The following is a 22,030-nucleotide window of genomic DNA, read 5'->3' as shown; positions in this document are numbered from 1 at the left end:
TGCTCAAGCCGGAAAATAGCGAGACCTTGGAAAGGTACGCATTTCGTGCAGGTTTTGCAGGCCAATTGGCAATTTCTTTCCTCCTGTAAATTTCCTCCTGTAAATTTTCCTGTGATCGGGACTGTGGGGCAGGCAGGTAAAATGAACATAACCTATTTAGATCAATTAGTTGAATTCAGTCAACGCCCTAGCCTGACGCTGCTAACCCTCGCCATCACGGGAAAATTTACAGGACCAACCTTTTCGCGGAGTAAACCGGCCATGCAGGAACTTCAGCCAGGACAGAATCGCCCGATCACTGGCAGTCAGGTGGTGATTACAGTCACGGGTGAGCCGCTGGATGAATTCAGCGCCATGATCCGAGCAGGTGCGGTGCTGCTGGCCGCTGATGGCCGCATCCGCGATCCCGGCGATCAAGTCAGCGCCGAACAGCCGCGCTCCCGCGATGGATCGGTGGAGTTCACCGTGTCCCGTAGCGAATTTCAGGTGAATCTGGACGCGGTGCCCGAAACGGTGGCTCGCATCGCGGTGGTGCTGGCGGTCAAGCCGGGGTCGCCACGGGGAACCACTTTCGGCGGGTTCACCACCATTGACGCTTGGCTGGCGGATGCAGCGGGCCAGCCGTTGCTCCGATTTTCGCTGCCGCCGGCCACCCGGGGCGAGACCGCGATGATTCTGGCGGAGTTGTACCACTATCAGGGGCAATGGAAATTCCGGGCGGTTGGACAGGGATTCTCAGCCGGGTTGCCGGCACTGGCGGCGCACTTCGGCTTGCGCCTGCCAGAACCGACGCCAGAACGTCCCGCTGCCGGCGGTTCGGAATCCCGCCGTGATCCGGAACGGTCGGGGCCCGCCTCATTCAGTGGCACCGGCTTTTGCGTTCATCCTGACGGCTATGTGCTGACCAATCATCATGTGATCGAAGGCGCCAGCGAGATTCTGGGTCGCTCGCCGCGTCATCGCTGCCGATTGGAACCGATATTTGCTGATCCCACCAACGATCTGGTGTTGTTGCGGACCGATACGCCGCCGCCGGGCATCGCCCTGTTCCGCGACGGGCCGCAGGCACGACTGGGCGAAACGGTGATCGTGGTCGGTTATCCGCTGGGCGGCCTGCTCGGTTCGGGGCCGCAAGTGACCACCGGCAATGTCAGTTCGCTGATCGGTCCCGGCGATGATACCCGCGCCCTGCAATTCACCGCCCCGATCCAGTCCGGCAACAGCGGCGGGCCGTTGCTGGATGGCGATGGCGCAGTGGTGGGCGTGGTCAGTTCCAAGCTGAACGCGGTGCGGGTTCACGAGATGACCGGTGATGTGCCGCAGAACGTGAATTTCGCCATCAAGGCGGCGCTGGCGCGGGGGTTTCTGGACGCGGTCGGGGTGGACTATCGCAGCCGCTTATCGGGTGGCATTCGCGCTGCGACCGATATTGCCGCCGAGGCTCGCGATTTCGTGCTGAAGATTGAATGTCGGGGATAGCCGCGCTAAGAGTTATAGTTTTTCGTTATTTATAACTGCAAAATTATTATGCTTCGCTCATAAAAACTTTTGATATTGTTCCGTGGGTTAACCCTCTAAGCTTTGACTCCCCCGCGACATTCAAGAGGTTGTGCAATGAAAGCGAACACGATTCTGGAAACGATTGGCAACACTCCCCACGTCCGCATCAGCCGCTTATTCGCGGATCGTCAGGTCGAGGTCTGGATGAAACTGGAGCGGGCGAATCCCGGCGGCAGCATCAAGGATCGCATCGGGCTGGCGATGATCGAAGATGCCGAACGTCGTGGTGTACTCAAACCGGGTGCAGTCATCATCGAACCCACCTCCGGTAATACCGGCATTGGGTTGGCGATGGTGGCGGCGGTCAAGGGCTACCGGCTAATCCTGACCATGCCGGAATCCATGTCGCTGGAACGGCGGCGCTATCTGGCAGCGTTGGGGGCAGAACTGGTGTTAACGCCGAAGGAAAAGGGAATGCCGGGCGCCATTGAAAAAGCCCAAGAACTGTTACAGGAAATGCCGAGCGCGTGGATGCCGCAGCAGTTCGAAAATCCCGCCAATGTTCAAATCCATCGCAGCACGACCGCCCAGGAAATTCTCGCCGATTTTCCCGAGGGTCTCGACTACCTGATTACTGGCGTGGGCACCGGCGGGCACATCACCGGTTGCGCCGAGGTGATGAAAGCACAGTTCCCGAATTTGAAGGTATTTGCAGTCGAACCTGCGGCCTCACCCGTATTAAGCGGCGGTCAGCGCGGTCCGCATCCATTGCAGGGTATCGGCGCCGGCTTTGTGCCAGCAGTACTCAATATGGACATTCTTGACGGTATCGTGCAAGTCGCTCATGGAGATGCGTTCCAGTTTGCGGCGCGCTGCGTCAGGGAAGAAGGCATTTTTATCGGCATTTCCTCCGGTGCCTCGCTGGCGGCAGTGGCTCAGAAACTACCGGAAATTCCTGATGGCAGCCGGATCCTGACCTTCTGCTACGATACCGGCGAACGCTATTTATCGGTAGCGGGACTGTTCGACTGAGCGACTGGCTCTGGCGGCGGATTATGGCAGCGGCGCCTAATCCGCCTTTACTGCATCAAGCCCCAGCCAAATGGGCACGGATGAACTCGTATTCCGCCTGAGTCGCCTTCCCGGCGTCACCGCCCACGAAATCGGCCAGCTTGCCGCCGATCAGCGGAATCCCGCATTTGATCTCCAGTTGCACATCGTTGACGCAACCCGCGCCTTCGGATCGCAACTCCATGATTCCGCCAATGCTGACCGGCACCGCTGCAATCTCGATGGACAGCTTGCAGCGATAGGGACCGCCGGCTTTGCCCTCCCAGGTTTCGCTCTGGACCAGGGTGTTCCAGGGACTGAGGAACTTCTTCAGCAGCGACGGCACATCAGCGGGCACTTCCCGCTTGACCTTGACAGTGTAGCGACCCTCGCTCCCGGCGCACTCCAGCACTTCAATGTTGCGAGCACCGATGCCGGCATACTTGGCCTTCATGAATGCGGGATCGTGAAACAGTCCGAAAACGGTCTCCACGGCTTGAGCATACTGATGCAATACTTTAATTTTCATTTGTTTCTCCTGGTTATCCGCTGACAGTGGCTGCGTCATGGCTTTCTGGCGGGGGATGCTACCGATAGTCTTATGGGTACGCTGGCACGTTTTAGCACTCTATACACCATAGTTGATCAAGGTAGTATCGATCCCGCCAACTCTGCGGCTCAGGCCGCCGGACTCGATATGGACCCGGATTTTGAGAATAATTACCTTAGAGAGAATAGCACCATGCCCATGCTGACTTTGCCGCGCCCTCAAGCGCCTACTTGGCTGAAGAAGCCGCTGTTCTTTGTAATCATTCTAGCCGGGCTGTTGCTCTGGCTCAGCCTGTTTGTGGTTGAACCTACCGAAATGGCCGGAGTGCGCCGCTTCGGCGAGGTGACGACCCATGAACCGTTTGGGCCGGGCCTGCATTTAAAGCTGCCGCTGATTGACCAGGTGGACCACTTGCAGGTTTCGCTCGACATCCTGCAAGTACAGAATTTGACCATGTACACCGTGGATAATCAGTGGGTGAAAATCTCGGTCGGAATGACCTACCGCATTCCCCCGGCAGCGGTGTTCCGCCTGCTCTACCAGGTCGGGCGGTCGGGCAACTTCAGCGTCCGTGAGAACGTGGAGCCAATCATCGCCGACCGAGCCATGCGGGTATTCGCCCGCCGCAACACCATCAAGATTTCCGAGGAACGCGAGGTTATCGCCAATGAAATCCGCCAGTCGGTCAGCACCCGGCTGGCGGAATTGTTCAGCCTGGAGGTCGTAGACCTGCAAATTGCCAAAATCGAATACAGCCCGACCTTTGCCGCCAGCGTAGAAGCGGCAGTGAAGGCCAAGAACGATGCGGTGGCGGCGGAGAATACGGTGAACCGCATTCGCTTCGAGGCGGAGCAGGTGCGGGTGCGCGCCCAAGGTGAAGCTGATGCAGCGGCGATTCAGGCGGAAGGGCAGAAGCGGGCGGCGGTCACTCGTGCCCAAGGCGAGGCCGACGCTGTGCGGCTGATCGGCGAGGCCCAGGCGACCAGTCTGCATGCACGGGGTGAAGCGGTTGCGACACATCCCCGGATCGTAGAATTGGTGACGGCGGATCGCTGGAATGGAGTATTGCCGTTGACAGTGCTGGGTGAGCATGGTGCTTTGCCTTTTCTCAACCTCAATCCATCATTACCGGCAGTAATAGCGCCAATAGTGGATAAAGCTCAATAATAGACACCCTGATTATTGCCGATTCAAACCGTTAATCTCAGCCCTATTCCAGCGTGGTGCGAATGTATAAAGGCGAGCTTTTTAACAGTATCAGCCATCTTATTGGTGCGGTGGCGGCACTGATTGGTCTGGTGATTATCGTAGTGGTGGCTGTGCGGCAGGGCGATCCATGGAAAATAGTGAGCTTCAGTATCTATGGATCCAGCCTGTTTTTACTTTATACCTTCTCGACGCTTTATCACAGTTTTCGGGGTAAGGCGAAGCGGATTTTCCGTAAGCTGGACCACCTGTCTATTTACTTTCTGATCGCTGGTACCTATACCCCGTTTACCTTAGTCACTCTGCGCGGCGCTTGGGGGTGGACGATTTTTGGTATTATCTGGGGACTGGTGATTGTCGGTATTGTACTGGAGTCCTTACCCCAAAAAAGAAGTCGTATCTGGTCAATTGTGGTTTATATCCTGATGGGTTGGCTGATTCTGATAGCACTCAAACCGTTGCTACAAGCCTTACCAATAGGTGGCTTTATCGGACTTCTTTTAGGAGGAATTTTTTACACCGGCGGCTTGGTTTTTTATGCGCTGGATACCAGAGTCCAGCATTTTCATGGCATCTGGCATCTGTTCGTATTAGCCGGTAGCATTAGTCATTATCTGACTATAATTTTTTATGTAGCTTGATTAACAAATCAAGGGGTTAGAGTTCACAGCCTGGATTAAATCCAGATCAACAACGGATCGAGCAGGCGCGCCGGTTCCTTATATAATGGCGTGTCAATCCAAAGCACCGAGGTTTACACCATGCCCGAAATCCGAAAATTACTGCAAGGTTTTCAACGCTTTCGCGTCAAAAGTTTCGAGCCGAACCGGGAACTGTTCAACCGGCTGGCGATGCAGGGGCAAACGCCGCGCACCCTGCTGATTGGATGCAGCGATTCCCGCGTAGACCCGGCCATCCTCACCGATTCCGATCCGGGCGAAATCTTTGTGGTGCGCAACGTCGCTAACCTGGTGCCGCCGTTCGAGACCGGTGGGCGCTATCACGGCACCAGCGCCGCTCTGGAATTCGCGGTCTGCAATCTGAAAGTGCATAGCGTCGTCATTCTCGGTCATTCCCACTGCGGCGGCATCAGCGCACTGCTGGACGGCTATGGCGAAAACGACGAAGGCGAAGGCTACATCGCGCCCTGGGTACGGATCGCGGCGGAAGCTCGCAACGAAGTGCTGGAACGCTGGCCGGACGCCAGCCGCGAGTTCAAACAGCGGGCCTGCGAGCGGGCCGGGGTTCGAGTCTCGCTCAGAAATCTGCTGACCTTCCCGTTCGTTCGCCAGCGGGTGGATGCCGGTGAACTGAACGTGTACGGCTGGTATTACGATCTCGAAAACGGCGAGCTGTTGCAGTACGACCCTGAAAAAGACCGATTCTATGATCTCTATTTTGGCCCTGCGCCAGCGGGTACCTGAGCATCCTCCAAACGGTTGCTATTGCGTTTGCACTTCTTGCCACTTCCTCTACCCGATCCACGGACTCTTGCATGAATTCGATCTCCGCTATTCCCATTCGCCGCGCTCTGCTCAGCGTTTCCGACAAAACCGGCATCGTGGATTTTGCCCGCGCCCTGGCTGATCTGGGCGTCGAAATTCTGTCCACCGGCGGCACCGCCAACCTGTTAAGCGCCAACGGCATCTCCGTGATCGAAGTCGCTGATTACACTGGCTTCCCCGAAATGATGGACGGGAGGCTCAAAACCCTGCATCCCCGGATTCACGGTGGCCTGCTCGGGCGGCGCGGCGAGGATGATACGGCCATGGTCGCGCACGACATTCCACCAATTGACCTGCTGGCAGTGAATCTCTATCCGTTCGCGGCCACCATCGCCAAGCCGAATTGCGCACTGGCCGACGCGATTGAAAATATCGACATCGGCGGACCGGCGATGCTGCGCGCAGCGGCCAAGAATCACGCAGCGGTCACAGTAGTGACTGACGCGGGCGACTATGACCGGGTACTGGCCGAAATGCGTGCGGGCAATGGCGCGGTGTGTCAGGCTACCCGCTTCGATCTGGCGATCAAGGTATTCGAGCATACCGCTCAGTACGACGGCGCGATTGCCAACTATCTCGGTTCGATCCGCGCTGAAGGCGAGCGCGATCCGTTTCCCCGTTCCTACAGCGCCCAGTTCCGCAAGGTCCAGGATATGCGCTACGGCGAGAATCCACATCAGGGCGCAGCGTTCTACGTCGAACCGAAACCAGCGGAAGCCTGCATCGCCACCGCCCGCCAGTTACAGGGCAAGGAACTGTCCTATAACAACGTCGCCGACACTGACGCCGCGCTGGAATGCGTCAAGGGTTTTGCGACGCCGGCCTGCGTCATTGTGAAACACGCAAATCCCTGCGGCGTGGCGGTCGGCACCACGATTCTGGAAGCGTACAACCGCGCTTATCAAACTGACCCGACTTCGGCTTTCGGCGGCATCATCGCTTTTAACCGGCCATTGAACGCCGCAACCGCCAAGGCGATTGTAGACCGACAGTTCGTCGAGGTGATCATCGCCCCAGAAGTGATGCCCGATGCTTTAGCCGTGACCGCCAGTAAGCAAAACGTGCGGGTGCTGGCCTGCGGTCAATGGGGTGCCGAGCGGATTGCCGGCTGGGATTACAAGCGGGTGACCGGCGGCTTGCTGGTGCAGGATCGCGATCTGGGCCAGGTGGCGCGCTCCGATTTGAAGATCGTCACCCAGCGCCAGCCGAGCGAGGCGGAACTGGCTGATTTGCTGTTTATGTGGCAGGTGGTGAAGTTCGTCAAATCGAATGCGATTGTGTTTGGCCGCGACGGCATGACCCTTGGCATCGGTGCGGGACAAATGAGCCGGGTTTATTCGGCGCGCATCGCCGCGATCAAGGCTGCTGACGAAAAGCTGGACTTGAAAGGTTCGGTTATGGCTTCCGACGCTTTTTTCCCATTCCGCGACGGCGTGGACATTGCCGCCGAATATGGCGTCATGGCCGTCATTCAACCGGGCGGCTCCATGCGTGATAGCGAAGTCATCGCCGCCGCTGACGAACACGGCATGACCATGGTGTTCACCGGCATGCGCCATTTCCGGCACTAAAGAAAAAGCTATGCTCGATTCATTGTTTGTCCACAACTTCCGGCTTTTCAAAAAGCTTGAGATCGAACAACTGAGTCGAGTAAATTTGATTGTTGGCAAGAACAACTCAGGGAAGAGTTGTTTTTTGGAAGCCGTTCGCATCTACCTAAGTGATGCTTCACCGCGTATCTTGTTGGAGTTGATCTCCCAGCGTAATGAGCTATGGGAATTTGAGCTTCAAGGCGACGGACAAAGCTTCCATGAATATGAAAACCCCTTTAGATATCTATTTTATGGCTATCACTTACCTAATGTGGGTGGTGAAGAAATACAAATAGGCTTATCAAATAACACTCAATCTCGCTTGCATGTAAAGACCCAATTTTATAAGAAAATAATTTCTTCTCAAGGTGAGTATTTTGACCAAGAGCTATCACAAAATGAAATCGACATCAATCTTGTGAACAAAATAGCTTTTGAAATGAGAAAGGGGGAGTTAAGTCGGTTAGTGCCACTGGATGATTTGCTGAATGATTTAAGTAAACAATCTCCGACAGGAATTGGTATTAGTCGTTTCTTATCCTATCCAATTTCAATCAGAAGAAATATTCAATTTATTCCTGCTGGTGGTATGGAAGAATCCCGCGCATCTTTTTTATGGGACAATATTAACTTGACTGATCTTCATGATGAAGTAATAGAGGGCCTTAGGCTAATAAACCAGAATATAAAAGGGGTCGTATTAGTAGGTGGTGAGCAAGTTGGCTCTAAATCCAGAATTCCTATTGTAAGGTTAGAACAATCTCCCGAACGCTTTCCACTTAAAAGCATGGGCGATGGCATGATTCGCCTTTTTCATCTGATACTCGCGCTTGCCAATGCCAAGGATGGTACTCTTCTGGTCGATGAATTCGAGAATGGATTACACTGGTCGGTGCTGCCAAAGGTGTGGGATGCCGTCTTTAAGTTGGCGGAAAGATTGAATGTTCAAGTATTTGCCACTACCCACAGTCGAGATTGCATACTGGGATTTAAGCAAGCCTGGGAACAGAATGAATCTTTAGGCAGTTTTCATCGTTTGGATGCAGACTCGGAAAATGGCGCAAAGTCCACTGCTTATTCTCTTGAAACTCTTTCCGACGCTTTGGATATGGATGTCGAGGTGCGTTGAGTGGAGAGGGAAAATCCTTGCAAACATGAAGGCAAACAGGTTTTGCTGGTCGAAGGGATTAATGATTGCCATGTTGTTATGGCCTTATGTAAAACTTGCCATGTGCCGGAAAATTTCGGAATTTATCAATGCGGAGGTTATGTTGAAGCTTTGAGGCGGTTGAACGCACTCATTCTTCAAGCCGATAAACCGGAAATTATTGGTGTTGTCGTTGATGCCGACTTACCGGATGTTACGGTGCGTTGGCAACAGATTAAAAATAAGCCTGAATTAAAAGCATATCCTTTTCCTGAAAATCCCATTGCTGATGGCGTTATTTTTCCCAAGCAGAAAGATCGGCCCAGACTAGGCATCTGGCTAATGCCTGATAATAAAAATCCGGGGATGCTCGAAGATTTCCTGCTTGAATTAGTGCCATCGAATGGAATAGAAACAGCTAAGAATTGTGTCGCCAACGCACAAATTCAGCAAGTGGCCTCATTCAAAGAGGTACATTTCAGCAAAGCGGTGATTCACACCTACTTGGCATGGCAAGACGAACCGGGAAAGCCATTAGGCCAAGCGGTAACCGCTCAAGCCTTGCGGCCTGACACGCAAACCGCCAATGCTTTTATTGACTGGCTAACGAGGCTATTTAATCCATGAATATTTTAATCGTCGGCGGCGGTGGCCGTGAACACGCGCTGGCCTGGAAAGTGGCTCAATCCAGCCGAATTCAGAACGTCTACGTCGCGCCGGGCAATGCCGGGACTGCCCGTGAAGCCAAGGTCACTAACATCGCCATCACTGCGGATGATCCACCGGATTTGCTCAAATTCGCCCAAGGTCATCATGTGGACTTGACGATCATCGGCCCGGAAGTGCCGCTGGTGCTGGGGATTACTGATTTGTTCGCCGCTGCCGGTCTGCGCTGTTTTGGGCCGAGCCAGGCAGCGGCGCAACTGGAAGGCTCCAAGGCGTTCGCCAAGGATTTTCTGGCCCGCCACCACATTCCGACCGCTCGCTATCAGAGCTTCACTGATGCCGATGTGGCGGAAGCCTACATCCGCGAAACGGGCGCACCAATCGTGGTCAAGGCCGATGGTTTGGCGGCGGGCAAGGGCGTCATTCTGGCGCAAAGCGCAGATGAAGCGATTGCCGCTGTGCGCGGCATGTTGAGCGGCGCGGATTTCGGGGCGGCGGGGCGGCAAGTCGTCATCGAAGAATTTTTGCATGGCGAGGAAGCCAGCTTCATCGTCATGACCGACGGCGCCCACATTCTGCCCTTCGCATCCTCGCAAGATCACAAGGCTCGCGATAACGGCGATCAGGGGCCCAACACTGGCGGTATGGGCGCCTATTCCCCTGCGCCGGTGGTGACGCCAGCACTGCATGTGCGGATTATGACTGAGATCATCGAGCCGACGGTTCGCGGCATGGCGGCGGAAGGCTGCCGTTATATCGGGTTCCTTTACGCCGGAGTGATGATTACCGCTGACGGTCCTAAAGTGCTGGAATACAACTGCCGGCTGGGCGATCCCGAAACTCAGCCACTGATCATGCGATTGCGCTCCGATCTGGTGGAATTGTGTGAGGCGGCGCTGGACGGGCGGTTGGATGCAGTTGAGGTGGATTGGGATCCGCGACCGGCACTGGGAGTGGTGATGACCGCCGCTGGTTATCCAGGCCGCTACCGCCAGGGCGATGTCATCGAAGTAGGATCCGCATCCGATGAGGTATTGGGCGATGAGGTGAAGCTGTTCCATGCCGGCACCCTGAGGACAAAGAATGGCGATGTCGTTACCCATGGTGGGCGGGTCATGTGTGCTACCGCTTTGGGAACCACGGTCGCCGAAGCGCAAAGTCGCGCTTACAACCTGGTCAAACGGGTGCGCTGGGAGGGGGCTTATTACCGCACCGACATCGGCTATCGGGCCATCGCACGGGAGCTGCGGGAATAAACCGTTGCATCGACTCCGAGCGGCAAGACCTGTTCGGCCTGTGGCGGTTATTGCGAGTCCATGCTGCTGTCCGTCCGTGAATGAACCTGCGCCCACTGTGGCGCGGAACACGACCGCGACGTGAACGCGGCTTTGAATCTCCAGCGTGTGGCGCTGGCTACCGTCAGTTGGACGGGAAGTGACGCCTGTGGAGAGGAAGGCGCTGGCGGCGGTCGCAAGACCGTCGTGAAACCGGCCTCGGTGAAGCAGGAAATCACTCATGGCATAGAATGTCATGGTTGGTGCAACGGTTGGAAAAGGTGAGCGGGCTGCGGAAATCGCCCTGGGGATAGCTGACGCTGACAGCGGCGGCAAGATTGCGGTTCGCGGCAGCGCTGGCGACCGGCGCGGTGTCTGGGTGGATCGCGGCTGCCGCACGGAATTTGCGCTCGACTGAGCCAAAGCGCATCAACGAATCGCCAACCCGCGCTTCTGCCGGTCTCTCCGGGAGCAGGGCGCGAATTGGGAATGAGAAGAGGGGAAAACCGCTTACCGCAACTGTGGAATGCCGCTGATGTAGCCCACCGATCCCTTCAGCGGATCAATCAGCGGCGTCAACCGCGCCTTCAGCGCCGGATCGATATTCGGGGAAAAATCGCCGGGGTGCTGATGGTTGCTCATGATGTAGGCAAAGCCATTCAGGTTATCTATCGCCTGCAAGCCGGTAGATTCAGCGCCAGCGGGGATGGACAGGATACGCGCCAGTTTGCCGGTATCCACGTTATACGCCCACAGGAAGTTGTTGATGTGCGCGGTGCTGCTGTCCTCGCCAATAAACAGGGTGCGCATGATCTCCGAGTATTTGAGATTGTCGGGATTGGCAATTTTGTCCACGTTGGCGGTATTGCCGACTGCATCCTTGGCGATGTCTTCGCCGACGACCAGCGCCTTCATGCTGACCGCCACATAATCGCTGTTGATCGCATTGCCCGCGCTGTCTTTCACGCTCTGGGCAGTGGTTAGTTCATACACCGCCCCGGACAGACTCTTGGGCAACTGGATGTGATCCGGCACCGTGGCGTCCTTGGCCTTTTCCATGCCGCTGGACATGCGGGTCATGGCGATATAGACCTTGCGGTCGGCGGCGTTGACAGTAACGCCTTCCATCTTCTCAAACTCGGTGGTGGCGCCCAGATAAGCCGCGTAGCGGCGGGTTTCGAGAAAGGCGGCGGGTTTCTCCATCCCCGGCTTCAGCCGCAGCCATTCGGTTTTGACTTTTTCATGGCCGGCAACCACTTTAACGAAGCCGGCTACTTCCTTATCGGATGATTCAAAAAGGTCGCTGAATTTGATGTTGTCGGTGTTGACCATCTTGTCCAGTTCAGCATCAGTGGCGCTGCCCAGTTTGATCCAGGTCAGATTGGCCGCGCCGCCGTTCTGGTCGCTGATCTGATTCCACTTGGCGGCGTACAGGGTGCCAGATGACAGGTCGTCGGCCTTGTCGGCCACAAACATCGTCAACACGGTATAAGTGCCGTCATCGCCCTGATAACCGGTACGACGGTCTGGCATCACCTGCACCAGCTCGCGAGAGATGCGGCCAGCGATGCGGTGTTTAGCCACGGTGGTAGATCCATCGGCCTTGACGGTTACCTCCGGCAACAGCCCGTAGTTATAAGGCTTGGCGGTGGTGGTGTCGCCGAAATAGGTGTTCATCGCGATCAGCGCTGCCAGGTGGCTATCTTTGCCATACACATTGGCGCAAGTATCGGTTTCCAGACAGCGCGCATCCGGTTCGTACTCCTCACTGCCCAGATGGGTGTTCCACGGCGACAGCGAACCGGCGCAGGGAATCCACAAACCGCGCACCCCGGCCATGCTGATGTTGCGCAGCTTTACTACTGACAGATCACCATTGGACTTGCTCTGATCCACAGTGGACAGTTTCATAACCATCGGGGCCTTGCCGTACAGGTCTTTAGGCGGCACTGAACTATCGCGCCAGACGTACTCGAAGTGGGTGACCAAATAGAGCGGGTTGCCGCCCTTGCCGGTGGCCGCCGCGCCGCTGACTTGCAGCAGACTGTTGGAATCCGGCGTTTCCGCGATGAAAGGATTGCCGTTGACATCCTTCAGTACATTGCCCTTCACGTCATAGACATGGCCGCCGGTTTCGCCGGTGATACTGTCAGTGCTGTAGTAAAGCGACTGATGACGTAGCGGCGAAGCCTGGGTGCTGCCATCGTCATAGGTCACTTTCACGGCGGCGGTGGTGTAGGCGCTGGCGCGTTCCTGGTCAGTGCTGGGTGCCGGCATCCCGATGAACTCCACCGACTTGACCCTGGGCAGGACGCTATCATTGCTGTCATTACTGCTATTGCAGCCGACCAGCCCCAGCGCAGCCAGCACTGCAACCGTCAATAATTTCATTGGCATCAGAATGCTCTCTATGGTGATAAAAGTAGTGCAGTATAGTTACATACTCAGATTGCTGTTCTATGACTCATTTATGACCTTGCGATGACAAAGCTACTGACAGCGATTGAAAAAACAACAGATTCCCAACGAACCTGCTGCCGGCGAACCGGTCGCAAAACGATGGCGCTGGCTCGACTCTGCCGATGCATCGCCGCCTCTTTCCAAGGTTCCCGGCATGGTCTACAGTTGGAACCATTACGCGATCAGCCACATTGACCCGCGATCCAGAGTAACTCCACGCTATGGCTACCAATCCCAGCAATGTTGTTTCCCAGCCTGTCGGCCAACTGATTGGGCTGGCTCGCCAGTTGGTCATGAATCATCTGCTCGACGAAGCCGCTGCAATCAAGGCTCTTGAGCAATCGCGCAAGGAAAATACTCCGTTCGTTGCCTACCTGGTCGAAAACAAGCTGGCGCGTGACAAGGATATCGCCCGGATCGCCTCGCGCAGTTTTAATCTGCCCTTGTTCGACCTTACCGCTTTGGAGATTGATGCTGTCGTTGTTCAGCTCGTTGATGAAAAACTGATCCGCCAGCACCATACCCTGCCGCTGTACAAACGGGCGCGGCGGTTGTTCGTGGGCGTGATTGACCCTACTAATCAGCGGGCGCTGGAAGACATCAAGTTCCAGACCCGACTTGATATCGAACCGGTCATCATCAGCGAACTCCAGATGGTCAAGGCGCTGGAAACCGCGCTGGAAAGGCCGGCGTCGAGCATGGGCGATGGCGATGTCGGCGATCTCGACTTCAGTAATGAGGTTGATGCTGCGTCGAAGGTCGAAACCCTGTCGGGGTCAGACGCCGACGACGCGCCGGTGGTGCGTTTCATCAATCAGGTCATTTTACAAGCCGTCAATCGCGGTGCGTCCGATATTCACTTTGAACCCTACGAAAAAACCTACCGGGTTCGCCTGCGTCAGGACGGGATGCTGGACGAACTCTACAAACCGCCGGTTTCCATGGCCCCGCGCTTGGCGGCTCGCCTCAAGATCATGGCACAAATGGACATTGCCGAGCGCCGGGTACCCCAGGATGGCCGCCTCAAGCTCTATCTGACCAAACAGCGAGCCATTGATTTTCGTGTCAACACCCTGCCGACCATGTGGGGTGAAAAAGTAGTGATGCGTTTGCTCGATCCGACCAGCGCCCAAATGGGCATCGAGGCGCTGGGCTACGAGGACCATCAGAAAGAGCAGTTTCTCCACGCCATTCACAAACCACAGGGCATGGTGCTGGTGACCGGCCCCACCGGTAGCGGCAAGACCGTTTCGCTGTACACGGCGCTCAATATCCTGAATACCGCTGAAGTCAATATCTCCACCGCCGAGGATCCGGTGGAAATCAATCTGGCCGGCATCAATCAGGTGAATGTCAATCCCAAGGTCGGGATGACCTTTGCCAACGCGCTGCGCGCCTTCCTGCGGCAGGACCCGGACATCATCATGGTTGGTGAGATCCGCGACCTGGAAACCGCCGAGATCGCGATCAAGGCGGCGCAAACCGGCCATATGGTACTCTCCACCTTGCATACCAACAGTGCATCGCAGACCCTCAGCCGACTGATGAATATGGGCGTAGCGCCCTACAATATCGCCTCCAGCGTGACCTTGATCATCGCGCAGCGGTTGGGGCGGCGGTTATGTCCGCATTGCAAGGAAGAGATCAAGATTCCGCCGGAGGGACTGGTTAACCTGGGCTTCCGCGAAAATGAGCTAAAAGATCTGACGATTTATAAGGCCGTCGGTTGCGACCAATGCAATAACCGCGGCTATAAGGGCCGGGTCGGCATTTATGAGGTCATGCCGATCACCGAGGAGATCGGTCGCATCATCATGGCGAGTGGCAACGCGATTCAGATCGCCGACCAGGCACGCAAGGAAGGCGTGAATGATCTGCGGCAGTCGGGCTTGAACAAGGTCCGCATGGGCCTGACCAGCCTGGAAGAAGTCAACCGAGTCACCACGGAATAAAGGGCTATGGCGAAACAACCCACGCTGGCGAAAGCCAAAAAGAGAGAAGAGGAACCCACATTCAAGTGGGAAGGCACCGATAAACGGGGTAATCGGATCAAGGGCGAATTGCGCGGCGCTAATCAGGCACTGATCAAAGCCGAGCTGCGCCGGCAAGGCATCCTGCCGCTGCGGGTCAACAAGAAATCCAAGCCGCTGTTCACCTTCGGCGACTCTATTGTCCCCAAGGATATTATGTTTTTTACCCGCCAACTCTGCACCATGCTGTCGTCCGGCATCGCCGTGGTGCAGGCGCTGGACATGGTGGGGAACAGCAACAAGAAGCCCAAGGTCAAGGAACTCATTCTTGATGTAAAAGCCGAGGTGGAAAGCGGCACGTCGTTTTCCCAAGCGCTGGCCAAGCACCATCTGTACTTCAACGATCTGTATTGCAGTCTGGTTCATGCCGGCGAGGAAGCCGGTGTACTCGAAGTGCTGCTCGACAAGATCGCAACCTATCTGGAAAAATCCGAAGCGCTGAAGGCCAAGGTCAAGAAGGCGCTGACTTACCCGGCTATCGTGCTGGTGTTCGCTTTCGTCGTGACCGCCATTTTGTTGATCTTCGTCATCCCGACCTTCGAGGATCTGTTCAAGGGCTTCGGCGCAGAGTTGCCGGCGCTCACCAAGTTTGTGATTGAGCTATCGAAAGTGTTCCAGGAGTACTGGTACCTGATCCTGGGCTTGCCGGTTGCATTGGTGGTCGGCTTTCTGGAAGCGCGCAAACGCTCGCGTGCTTTCTATCAGCTTCTGGATCGCTGGGTACTGCAAATTCCGCTGATCGGCGATCTGGTCGCCACCTCAGCCAACGCCCGCTTTGCCCGCACCCTGTCTACTTTGTTCAATGGGGGGGTGCCGCTCGTCGACGCCTTGGTCAGTGTCTCTGGGGCCACTGGCAACTACGTCTACGAAAAAGCAGTGCTGGACATGCGCGACGCGGTGTCCATTGGTCAACAACTGAATTTTGCGATGCGCCAAAGCAGCCTGTTCCCGGACATGGTAGTGCAGATGGTAGCTATCGGTGAGGAGGCCGGTTCGCTCGGCGACATGCTGGCCAAGGTGGCCGATTTCTACGAGGCGGAAGTGGATGACAAGGTGGACCGGCTAACAACCATGATCGAGCCACTGCTGATGGCGTTCCTGGCTGGCGTGGTCGGTACCTTGGTGATCGCCATGTACCTGCCGATCTTCAAGCTGGCGTCTGCAGTCTGACGGCGGCCACCCCCGATGGCCTTGCTGGAATTGCTGGCCGGCTCGCCGGTGCTGTTTATCATCCTGACGGTGCTGCTGGGCCTGATGGTCGGCAGCTTTCTGAATGTGGTCATCTACCGCTTGCCGCTGATGATGGAGCGGGAATGGCGGACGCAATGCGCGGAACTGATCAACCAGCCGGATCCGGAGGGAGACCGCCCGCCGCTGACCCTGTGGGGACCGCGCTCGCAATGCCCAAGCTGCGGTCACCTGATTCAGGCAGTGGAAAACATCCCGCTGCTGAGTTATGCCTTGCAGCGGGGGCGCTGTGCCCATTGTCGCGCCGCTATCGGGATTCAATACCCGCTGATGGAAGCCCTCAGCGGGATTCTGGCCGGCATCGTCGCCTGGAAATTGGGTTTTGGCTGGCCGGCTTTAGCCGCGCTGGTATTCACCTGGACTTTGCTGGCCGCCAGCGCCATTGATTTTCGCCATCAACTGCTGCCCGATAATCTGACCTTGCCGCTGCTGTGGCTGGGATTGGGGGTGGCACTGTTCGGGCTGTTTACCGATCTGCCTGACGCAGTGATTGGCGCCATGGCTGGTTATCTGGCGCTGTGGTCGGTGTACCAGCTGTTCCGCCTGCTGACCGGCAAGGAAGGCATGGGCCATGGTGACTTCAAACTGCTGGCGGCGCTCGGCGCCTGGACCGGCTGGCCCTACCTGGTCACGATCATCCTGCTGTCGTCGCTGGTGGGCGCGATCTTCGGACTGGTGCTGATCCTGTTTCGAGGCCGGGATCGGCAGATACCGATGCCGTTCGGGCCATTTCTGGCGGCGGCCGGCTGGATCGTGCTACTGTGGGGCGAGGCTATCAATCACGCCTATCTGAACTGGCTGGGGTTTTGACCGTGCTGATCATCGGGCTAACCGGCGGTATCGGTAGCGGCAAAACCAGGGTCAGCGACTGCTTTATCCGGTACGGAGTGCCGGTGGTGGATACCGATCAACTCGCCCGCGAACTGGTCGAGCCTGGGCAATTGGCACTGGCGGAAATCGTGGCTCATTTCGGCTTGGACTGTCTCGATGATGCCGGACGACTCCATCGCGCCCGGCTGCGGGAGCGGGTGTTCGCTGATGCGGAGGGCCGGCGGCGGCTGGAAGCGATCCTGCACCCCTGCATTCGGGCGCAGGTACGGGAGCGGGTCGCTACCCTGACCGCGCCTTATTGCGTGGTGGTGATTCCGTTGCTGGCTGAAACCGGGATGACGGATCTGGTAGAACGGGTGCTGGTAGTGGACGCGCCGGAAGCCGAGCAAATCCGCCGGGTCGTAGTGCGCGACCAGGTGGATGAAACGCAGGCCCATCGCATCCTGGCTGCGCAAGCCAGTCGCGCCCAGCGGCTCGCGCTAGCGGACGATGTTCTGGAAAATATCGGCGATCTGGAGGCGCTGGATCGCCAAGTGGCCTTGTTGCACCAACGCTATTTGACTTTAGCTGCTGCTCGGTCCGCATAACCATTGCTGGACCGGAAACCCCCGGTTTTCCCCGTTTTCTCCCCTGGTCCTCGGCCTCTGCAAGGTACTTTGTGTCCCAAACCGTTTGCTATGAACAACCGCTCAACGAACGCATCCGCGCTCTGTTGCGTCTGGAATTTCTGTTCCAGCAGATCGAACACGCCACCACCTGCGCTTCAAGCTGGAATAGCCGAATGGCGCTGCAAGGATTGTTCGATATGCTCGATCTGACGGGACGCAACGAATTCAAAGGCGAACTGCTCAAGGAACTGGAACGTCATGCGGTAACCTTGAGTCGGTTGCGGCTGACGCCCGGCGTTCATGCAGCGACTCTGGATCGCATCCTGGAGGAAATCTCGCGGGTCAGCGACCGCATCCATCACCATCTGGATACTCTGACCGTAGACGCGGTACGGCAAACCGATTTCCTCAGCGCCATTCATAAGCGCCACCATGTGCCCGGTGGCGCGTGCCAATTTGACGTACCCGCGCTACATCATTGGTTGCAGCAGGATGGGGCTATCCGCAACCGTCACTTGCAGGAATGGCTGGAGCCTTTTGCGCCGATGCGGGAGGCGGTCATACTTATCCTTCAATTAATCCGCGACAGCGCCACGCCCCAGCCGGAAATAGCCCGGCGGGGCTTCTTTCAGCGGGGACTCGATAGCACCGTATCCAACCAGTTGATCCGGGTGGTGCTATCAGCCGGCGACAGCCTCTTTTTTCCAGAAATCAGCGCGGGTCGGCATCGCTTCGCCATTCGTTTTTTGGAACAGCCCGATCCCAGCCGCCGGGCCACTCAGAGCATGGCGGATATTGACTTCGATTTGGCCTGCTGCGCTATCTGATTCTCCGTTTACCACTGGCCCGCCACCGGTAAATCACCTTGCTGCCCGAAACTGCCGACGTAGCAGCGATCCACCTCGCACCCATCCCACTTCCCATTGCCGTTGTAGTCCAGATACCAGGTGCCGTTACGGAACACCCCGACCTTGGCTTTACCGTCACCGTTCCAGTCACCCGCAGCGGGTAAATCGCCCGCTTGGCCGAAACTGCCGTAGAGGCAGAGATCCTGCCCACCGTCCTGCTGACAACCGTCCCATTTCCCGTTGCCGTTGTAATCGAGATACCAGGTACCGGCGCGGAATACGCCGACCCCGGCTTGCTGCCCTCCGTTCCAGTTTCCCGCCACCGGTAAATCACCAGTCTGGCCGAAACTCAGGCAGAAATCCGTGCCGCAGCCGTCCCATTTCCCGTTGCCGTTGGCATCCAGAAACCAGCCCTTTCAAGGTGTAAAAATACAACATTGAAAATCAATAAGTTGAATTTAACCTCGAACCCTCTTCTTAGCCAAACCCGATGTTAGGCCGAGTTGGGTAACAGAGAATCAGACGGTTACGTCAACCATCAACTGAGCACCTTGAAAGGGCTGATCCAGAAACCACTGCCCGTTACGGAACACCCCGATTTTGGCGACGCCGGTTCCGTTCCAGTCACCGGCCACCGGCAAATCACCCGCTTGGCCGAAGCCGTCATAACAGCCGTCGGCGACGCAATCGTCCCACTGGTGATTGCCGTTACGGTCGATGAACCATTGGCCGGTGCCGGAACGCAATACACCGATGGAACGCTTCTCGCCGCCGTCCCAATTTCCCGCCGCCGGGAGATCGTCGGGTTGCCCAAAGCTGTTATACCATTTCTCCTCAGTACAGGACGAAACTGGTAAGCCTATGAATAAAAATGGTTAAGCTAGGCGTTTTTTGCAGGAACTCCAATGAAGGCTACCGTCAACGACCCCGTCCGTGAACTCAAGGCTGTGCTGGCCGAGCACTTGCCTTGGCAGGGTGCCCGGATCACTTTTCTCGCGCAATTTCTACTGGCCCTGTTCAAAGTGCGCAGCGTCAACTTGGCTGAACTCGCCACCGGTTTCGGCAGCCAGGCCCAAGTGGACTCGCACTACAAGCGTTTGCAACGCTTTTTCCGCTCGTTTGAGATTGACCTAGACCACTTGGCGCGACTGTTGGTGCGCCTGGTCCCGGTCGGTGATGGCCCTTGGCGACTCACGCTGGATCGCACCCACTGGAAGTTCGGCCAAGTGGACATCCACTTCCTGGTGTTGGGTATTGCCTATCGCGGCATCGCCGTGCCGGTGTTCTGGAGCGTCTTGGGCAAAACGGGCCACTCCAACACCGCCGAGCGGATCGCCCTGATGGAACGCTTTCTGGCCGTCTTCGGCCTAGATCAGATCGCTGTCCTACTCGCTGACCGCGAATTTATTGGCGAAGCGGGGTTCCATGGGCTGCAAACGCAACGAATTCCCTTCCACCAACGGATCAAATGCGACACCCTCGTCCCCAACCCTTGGAACCGGATGATGCGTATTGACACGCTCTTGGGTTCGCTTAAACCCGGTCAAGCGCACCTGCTGCCGGGACGGCGTCCGGTCTGGGGTTGCTTCGTTCATCTCTCGGTGCTGCGCCTAGATGACGGTGAGTTCCTCGCGATAGCCACCTCTGGTGCACCCCAAGCCGAGGCTATCGACGCCTACGCTGACCGCTGGCAGATCGAAACTCTGTTTGGTTGCCTGAAGACGCGGGGTTTTAATTTCGAGGACACCCACCTCAGAGACGCGGCTCGCCTGTCCAAAATGATGGGGCTACTCGCCTTAGCCTTTGCTTGGACCCACCGCATCGGCGAACCGCTTCATGACCAAGACCGACCGATCCCCTTAAAAAAACCCTTCAGCGACCGCTCCAGTCCCTCTTCCGCCACGGCCTCGATTTCCTGCGTAACGTCGCCCTCAACCTCGCCGAGAAATTCCAGGATTTCCTGTGGGCTTTGAAAATTTTGTCCTGTACTTAGAGAGAAATGGTATTACGTCTGCTCTTCGGCCAACCCAGTCCGGCTACCACATAGCGCGATTGCCCTGACGGATGGGCACAGACAGGGAAGAATCTTGTAAAAACCGCCCCCATCGTCCGAAAATGCCGCTATCTGAAAAACACCCAACCCTCGCAGGAAACGAACCTATGAAAGCCCGTGCAGCCGTGGCCTGGGAGCCGCAAAAGCCCTTGGTGATCGAAGAAATCGACGTGGACGGAACCAAGGAAGGCGAAGTGCTGCTGAAAGTAGTCGTCACCGGCGTCTGTCATACCGACGCCTTCACCTGTCCGGCACGACCCGGAAGGCGCGTTCCCCTGTGTACCGGGTCACGAGGGCGGCTGTGAAGTGGTCGAATGCGGGTCAGGTGTCAAGAGTCTGGAGCCGGGCGATCACGTCATCCCGCGCTACATCCCCGAATGCGGCGAATGCGAATACTGCCGTTCCACCAAAAGCAACCTTTGTCGGTCCATTGCCGCTACGGTCTGGACTGGCTATATCGTTCACTTGCTGCGCAGGGAGTTGAATTACGAGGTGTTGAGCATAACAGAGAGGTCTATGATCGATATCCCCACCGAAAAAACTACCGGCGGCGATAATCAATCGACACCGGCTTGGAAATCAGTCATGAGCTGTACAAGTCCTCAGCGGTACACAGCCCCACTTTTACAATGTGACCACGACCTTCTGATAAAGCCCACCGAAAAATATTTGCTTCTCAACCTGAGCAGGACATAGATTTGTCGGCATCCAATCCGTTATTTCCTGACGCCACATATCCATGGCAAACGGTTCCAGTGTAGTCAGGATCGGTACCATGACGTAGCGAAAAGGATTGGTCAAATCTGGACGGTGGTAATCAACAAAGATCGTTTTACCGCCGGGCTTGGTGATCCGTAATGCCTCGGCGATGGTTTGCCGGCGCACAGATTCAGGCTGTTCATGCAGCAGAAAGAACACCACAACGCAATCCCGGCTGGCATCCTCAAACAACATACGAGACGAATCCTGCCGATGCAGGGCGATATTCTGCTTATCCTTGAGTTTTGCTTCAAGGTTACTCAATTGGATCGGGGCTACATCAACCACGTCAAGATAGCCATTCGGACCTAAGCGCTTGACCAGGTTCTCGGTGAAATCGCCGTAAACACAAGCCACCTGTAATACTTTACCGTCAATCACCGATCCCATTTCCTGTAGCGCCGCATCACGCAAGCGAGTGAAATTACCCCACAGGATCAAGTTAACTAACCATTGCCGCTCGAACAGACGTACCCCCATTGGATGCAGGTAAGCCCACCAATAGGTTTGCTGCAAGTAATCAGGGATGGGAGCTGGCGCCGAAAGTTCATGTTCCGCACCGGGCGTCAGTTGCTGGACATTTTCGATGACTGCCGTTGACTCTTTCAAACTCACTGGCTCACCTTACGCTGAAGACGGGAAAGAATATCCACCACTTGTACGGCCATGTATCACGGCTGCCGTACAGTGGTGGACAAGGTTG

At 56.4% G+C, this 22,030-nt stretch carries 21 protein-coding genes and 1 pseudogene; 16 read left to right on the top strand and 6 right to left on the bottom strand.

Translation table 11 applies throughout. The annotated features are described in order from the left end of the window. The first annotated feature begins 261 nt into the window (after nt 1-261). Together BN874_RS05850 and cysK are read left to right on the top strand one after the other, a co-directional pair. Complete coding sequence (locus BN874_RS05850) at nt 262-1,479, top strand: TerD family protein (protein WP_051497475.1); 1,218 nt, start codon at nt 262-264, stop codon at nt 1,477-1,479. A gap of 135 nt (nt 1,480-1,614) precedes the next feature. Next, nucleotides 1,615-2,532, top strand: coding sequence for a cysteine synthase A (gene cysK / locus BN874_RS05845; RefSeq protein ID WP_034431463.1), 918 nt, complete (start codon nt 1,615-1,617; stop codon nt 2,530-2,532). Nucleotides 2,533-2,587: 55 nt separating this feature from the next. On the opposite strand, the gene BN874_RS05840 is transcribed toward cysK, so the two are convergent. After that, on the bottom strand, nt 2,588-3,079 hold the full coding sequence (locus BN874_RS05840; protein WP_034431462.1) for a DUF2505 domain-containing protein: 492 nt from the start codon (nt 3,077-3,079) through the stop codon (nt 2,588-2,590). 213 nt (nt 3,080-3,292) lie between these two features. Between BN874_RS05840 and BN874_RS05835 the strand changes: the two genes are divergently transcribed. The 7 genes from BN874_RS05835 (at nt 3,293) to purD (ending at nt 10,472) form a co-directional block, all read left to right on the top strand. Continuing rightward, entirely contained in the window at nt 3,293-4,267 is a 975-nt protein-coding gene (locus tag BN874_RS05835; RefSeq protein WP_034431461.1) for an SPFH domain-containing protein, read from the top strand. Between the two features lie 62 nt (nt 4,268-4,329). After that, entirely contained in the window at nt 4,330-4,947 is a 618-nt protein-coding gene (gene trhA, locus BN874_RS05830; RefSeq protein WP_034431460.1) for a PAQR family membrane homeostasis protein TrhA, read from the top strand. 120 nt (nt 4,948-5,067) lie between these two features. Beyond that, the gene (locus BN874_RS05825) at nt 5,068-5,730 is read left to right on the top strand and encodes a carbonic anhydrase (RefSeq protein ID WP_051497474.1); all 663 of its coding nucleotides are present in this window, start codon (nt 5,068-5,070) and stop codon (nt 5,728-5,730) included. A 71-nt stretch (nt 5,731-5,801) separates the two neighbouring features. Further along, on the top strand, nt 5,802-7,382 hold the full coding sequence (gene purH, locus BN874_RS05820; protein WP_034431459.1) for a bifunctional phosphoribosylaminoimidazolecarboxamide formyltransferase/IMP cyclohydrolase: 1,581 nt from the start codon (nt 5,802-5,804) through the stop codon (nt 7,380-7,382). 10 nt (nt 7,383-7,392) lie between these two features. Further along, nucleotides 7,393-8,532, top strand: coding sequence for an AAA family ATPase (locus tag BN874_RS05815; RefSeq protein ID WP_034431458.1), 1,140 nt, complete (start codon nt 7,393-7,395; stop codon nt 8,530-8,532). Next, a complete protein-coding gene (locus tag BN874_RS05810; RefSeq protein ID WP_051497473.1) occupies nt 8,533-9,177 on the top strand; it encodes a DUF3226 domain-containing protein in 645 nt (214 codons plus the stop codon). After that, the gene (gene purD / locus BN874_RS05805; RefSeq protein ID WP_034431457.1) at nt 9,174-10,472 is read left to right on the top strand and encodes a phosphoribosylamine--glycine ligase; all 1,299 of its coding nucleotides are present in this window, start codon (nt 9,174-9,176) and stop codon (nt 10,470-10,472) included. Before BN874_RS05810 ends, purD begins: the two co-directional genes overlap by 4 nt. Before the next feature lie 253 nt (nt 10,473-10,725). Here purD and BN874_RS05800 read toward each other — a convergent pair whose 3' ends face one another. Next, entirely contained in the window at nt 10,726-10,920 is a 195-nt protein-coding gene (locus BN874_RS05800; protein ID WP_034431456.1) for a hypothetical protein, read from the bottom strand. A gap of 80 nt (nt 10,921-11,000) precedes the next feature. Beyond that, nucleotides 11,001-12,887: a PhoX family protein gene (locus BN874_RS05795; RefSeq protein ID WP_154724761.1), complete on the bottom strand. Its 1,887-nt coding sequence runs from the start codon at nt 12,885-12,887 to the stop codon at nt 11,001-11,003. A gap of 284 nt (nt 12,888-13,171) precedes the next feature. Between BN874_RS05795 and pilB the strand changes: the two genes are divergently transcribed. The 5 genes from pilB (at nt 13,172) to zapD (ending at nt 18,494) form a co-directional block, all read left to right on the top strand. After that, nucleotides 13,172-14,902 (top strand): type IV-A pilus assembly ATPase PilB, encoded by a 1,731-nt coding sequence (gene pilB, locus BN874_RS05790; protein WP_195912117.1) that lies wholly within the window; start codon nt 13,172-13,174, stop codon nt 14,900-14,902. A gap of 6 nt (nt 14,903-14,908) precedes the next feature. Next, nucleotides 14,909-16,150, top strand: coding sequence for a type II secretion system F family protein (locus BN874_RS05785; protein ID WP_051497472.1), 1,242 nt, complete (start codon nt 14,909-14,911; stop codon nt 16,148-16,150). A 15-nt stretch (nt 16,151-16,165) separates the two neighbouring features. Then, nucleotides 16,166-17,038: a prepilin peptidase gene (locus BN874_RS05780; protein WP_034431455.1), complete on the top strand. Its 873-nt coding sequence runs from the start codon at nt 16,166-16,168 to the stop codon at nt 17,036-17,038. Further along, nucleotides 17,035-17,646, top strand: a complete 612-nt coding sequence (coaE, locus tag BN874_RS05775; RefSeq protein ID WP_081756174.1) for a dephospho-CoA kinase — start codon at nt 17,035-17,037, stop codon at nt 17,644-17,646. Before BN874_RS05780 ends, coaE begins: the two co-directional genes overlap by 4 nt. A 71-nt stretch (nt 17,647-17,717) precedes the next feature. Beyond that, nucleotides 17,718-18,494, top strand: a complete 777-nt coding sequence (gene zapD / locus BN874_RS05770) for a cell division protein ZapD (RefSeq protein WP_034431454.1) — start codon at nt 17,718-17,720, stop codon at nt 18,492-18,494. An 8-nt stretch (nt 18,495-18,502) separates the two neighbouring features. Here the strand turns inward: zapD and BN874_RS05765 are convergent, their stop codons facing one another. Further along, a complete protein-coding gene (locus tag BN874_RS05765) occupies nt 18,503-18,838 on the bottom strand; it encodes a hypothetical protein (protein WP_034431453.1) in 336 nt (111 codons plus the stop codon). 195 nt (nt 18,839-19,033) lie between these two features. Continuing rightward, complete coding sequence (locus BN874_RS05760; RefSeq protein WP_034431451.1) at nt 19,034-19,261, bottom strand: hypothetical protein; 228 nt, start codon at nt 19,259-19,261, stop codon at nt 19,034-19,036. 159 nt (nt 19,262-19,420) lie between these two features. Here BN874_RS05760 and BN874_RS05755 point away from each other — a divergent pair, with 159 nt between their 5' ends. Then, a complete protein-coding gene (locus BN874_RS05755; protein WP_051497471.1) occupies nt 19,421-20,488 on the top strand; it encodes an IS4 family transposase in 1,068 nt (355 codons plus the stop codon). Between the two features lie 187 nt (nt 20,489-20,675). Next, nucleotides 20,676-21,045 (top strand): annotated as a pseudogene (locus tag BN874_RS23345) (alcohol dehydrogenase catalytic domain-containing protein); the annotation flags it as partial. Nucleotides 21,046-21,192: 147 nt separating this feature from the next. Here BN874_RS23345 and rquA read toward each other — a convergent pair. Beyond that, the gene (gene rquA / locus BN874_RS05745; RefSeq protein ID WP_230314344.1) at nt 21,193-21,942 is read right to left on the bottom strand and encodes a rhodoquinone biosynthesis methyltransferase RquA; all 750 of its coding nucleotides are present in this window, start codon (nt 21,940-21,942) and stop codon (nt 21,193-21,195) included. Between the last annotated feature and the right edge of the window lie 88 nt (nt 21,943-22,030).

Source organism: Candidatus Contendobacter odensis Run_B_J11 (assembly GCF_000531125.1).
In the GTDB taxonomy this organism is placed as follows: domain Bacteria; phylum Pseudomonadota; class Gammaproteobacteria; order Competibacterales; family Competibacteraceae; genus Contendibacter; species Contendibacter odensensis.
Note: the sequence above shows the minus strand (reverse complement) of the source record. Positions and strands in the feature narration are given on the sequence as shown.

Bases quoted from the DNA above. Each gene is read 5' to 3' on its own strand.
- BN874_RS05815 (WP_034431458.1), top strand. From the start codon at position 7,393: ATGCTCGATTCATTGTTTGTCCACAACTTCCGGCTTTTCAAAAAGCTT.
- BN874_RS05785 (WP_051497472.1), top strand. From the start codon at position 14,909: ATGGCGAAACAACCCACGCTGGCGAAAGCCAAAAAGAGAGAAGAGGAA.
- BN874_RS05755 (WP_051497471.1), top strand. From the start codon at position 19,421: ATGAAGGCTACCGTCAACGACCCCGTCCGTGAACTCAAGGCTGTGCTG.
- BN874_RS05825 (WP_051497474.1), top strand. From the start codon at position 5,068: ATGCCCGAAATCCGAAAATTACTGCAAGGTTTTCAACGCTTTCGCGTC.
- BN874_RS05835 (WP_034431461.1), top strand. From the start codon at position 3,293: ATGCCCATGCTGACTTTGCCGCGCCCTCAAGCGCCTACTTGGCTGAAG.
- BN874_RS05780 (WP_034431455.1), top strand. From the start codon at position 16,166: ATGGCCTTGCTGGAATTGCTGGCCGGCTCGCCGGTGCTGTTTATCATC.
- purH (WP_034431459.1), top strand. From the start codon at position 5,802: ATGAATTCGATCTCCGCTATTCCCATTCGCCGCGCTCTGCTCAGCGTT.
- purD (WP_034431457.1), top strand. From the start codon at position 9,174: ATGAATATTTTAATCGTCGGCGGCGGTGGCCGTGAACACGCGCTGGCC.
- BN874_RS05795 (WP_154724761.1), bottom strand. From the start codon at position 12,887: ATGCCAATGAAATTATTGACGGTTGCAGTGCTGGCTGCGCTGGGGCTG.
- BN874_RS05800 (WP_034431456.1), bottom strand. From the start codon at position 10,920: ATGCGCTTTGGCTCAGTCGAGCGCAAATTCCGTGCGGCAGCCGCGATC.
- trhA (WP_034431460.1), top strand. From the start codon at position 4,330: ATGTATAAAGGCGAGCTTTTTAACAGTATCAGCCATCTTATTGGTGCG.
- BN874_RS05840 (WP_034431462.1), bottom strand. From the start codon at position 3,079: ATGAAAATTAAAGTATTGCATCAGTATGCTCAAGCCGTGGAGACCGTT.
- cysK (WP_034431463.1), top strand. From the start codon at position 1,615: ATGAAAGCGAACACGATTCTGGAAACGATTGGCAACACTCCCCACGTC.
- BN874_RS05850 (WP_051497475.1), top strand. From the start codon at position 262: ATGCAGGAACTTCAGCCAGGACAGAATCGCCCGATCACTGGCAGTCAG.
- pilB (WP_195912117.1), top strand. From the start codon at position 13,172: ATGGCTACCAATCCCAGCAATGTTGTTTCCCAGCCTGTCGGCCAACTG.